The organism is Paenibacillus sp. YN15, from assembly GCF_003285005.1.
Lineage (GTDB): Bacteria > Bacillota > Bacilli > Paenibacillales > NBRC-103111 > Paenibacillus_AR.
In genome coordinates this window covers 1-309 of the sequence record NZ_QMFA01000127.1, presented here as the reverse complement: position 1 = coordinate 309, position 309 = coordinate 1, and the positions used below count along the sequence as shown (strand labels likewise).

Sequence of the window (309 nt, the reverse complement as noted above, 5' to 3'; positions counted from 1 at the left end):
CTTGCCGTCGGCTATCCCCTGTCGAGTTTTCACTGGGCACCAGACCGCAGTAGCTCATGAACGCTCCTGCTGTTGGAAAACGCGACATGTCCATGAATTCCGACACCATCGTGGTCGCCGTCAGTACCGCCACTCCCCGCAGCGCTTGCATCGCCCCGATGAGCGGCGCGTGCGCGCTGGCCTGGGCCTCTTGGGCGATGGCCTGGTCGTAGCGTTTGATCCGCTCCTGGGTTTCCCGAATACTTTGCCGGTACTCCTCGAACGTCAGACGCAGACATGCCTGCTCGATCTTCACGTGATCTAGCCACT

Annotated in this window: 1 protein-coding gene; it reads right to left on the bottom strand. The window is 60.8% G+C overall.

Going from position 1 to position 309, the window contains the following annotated elements; genetic code table 11:
• Window positions 1-309 (bottom strand): transposase (locus DQG13_RS30450; protein WP_181593113.1); only part of this gene is annotated, 309 nt, incomplete at both ends.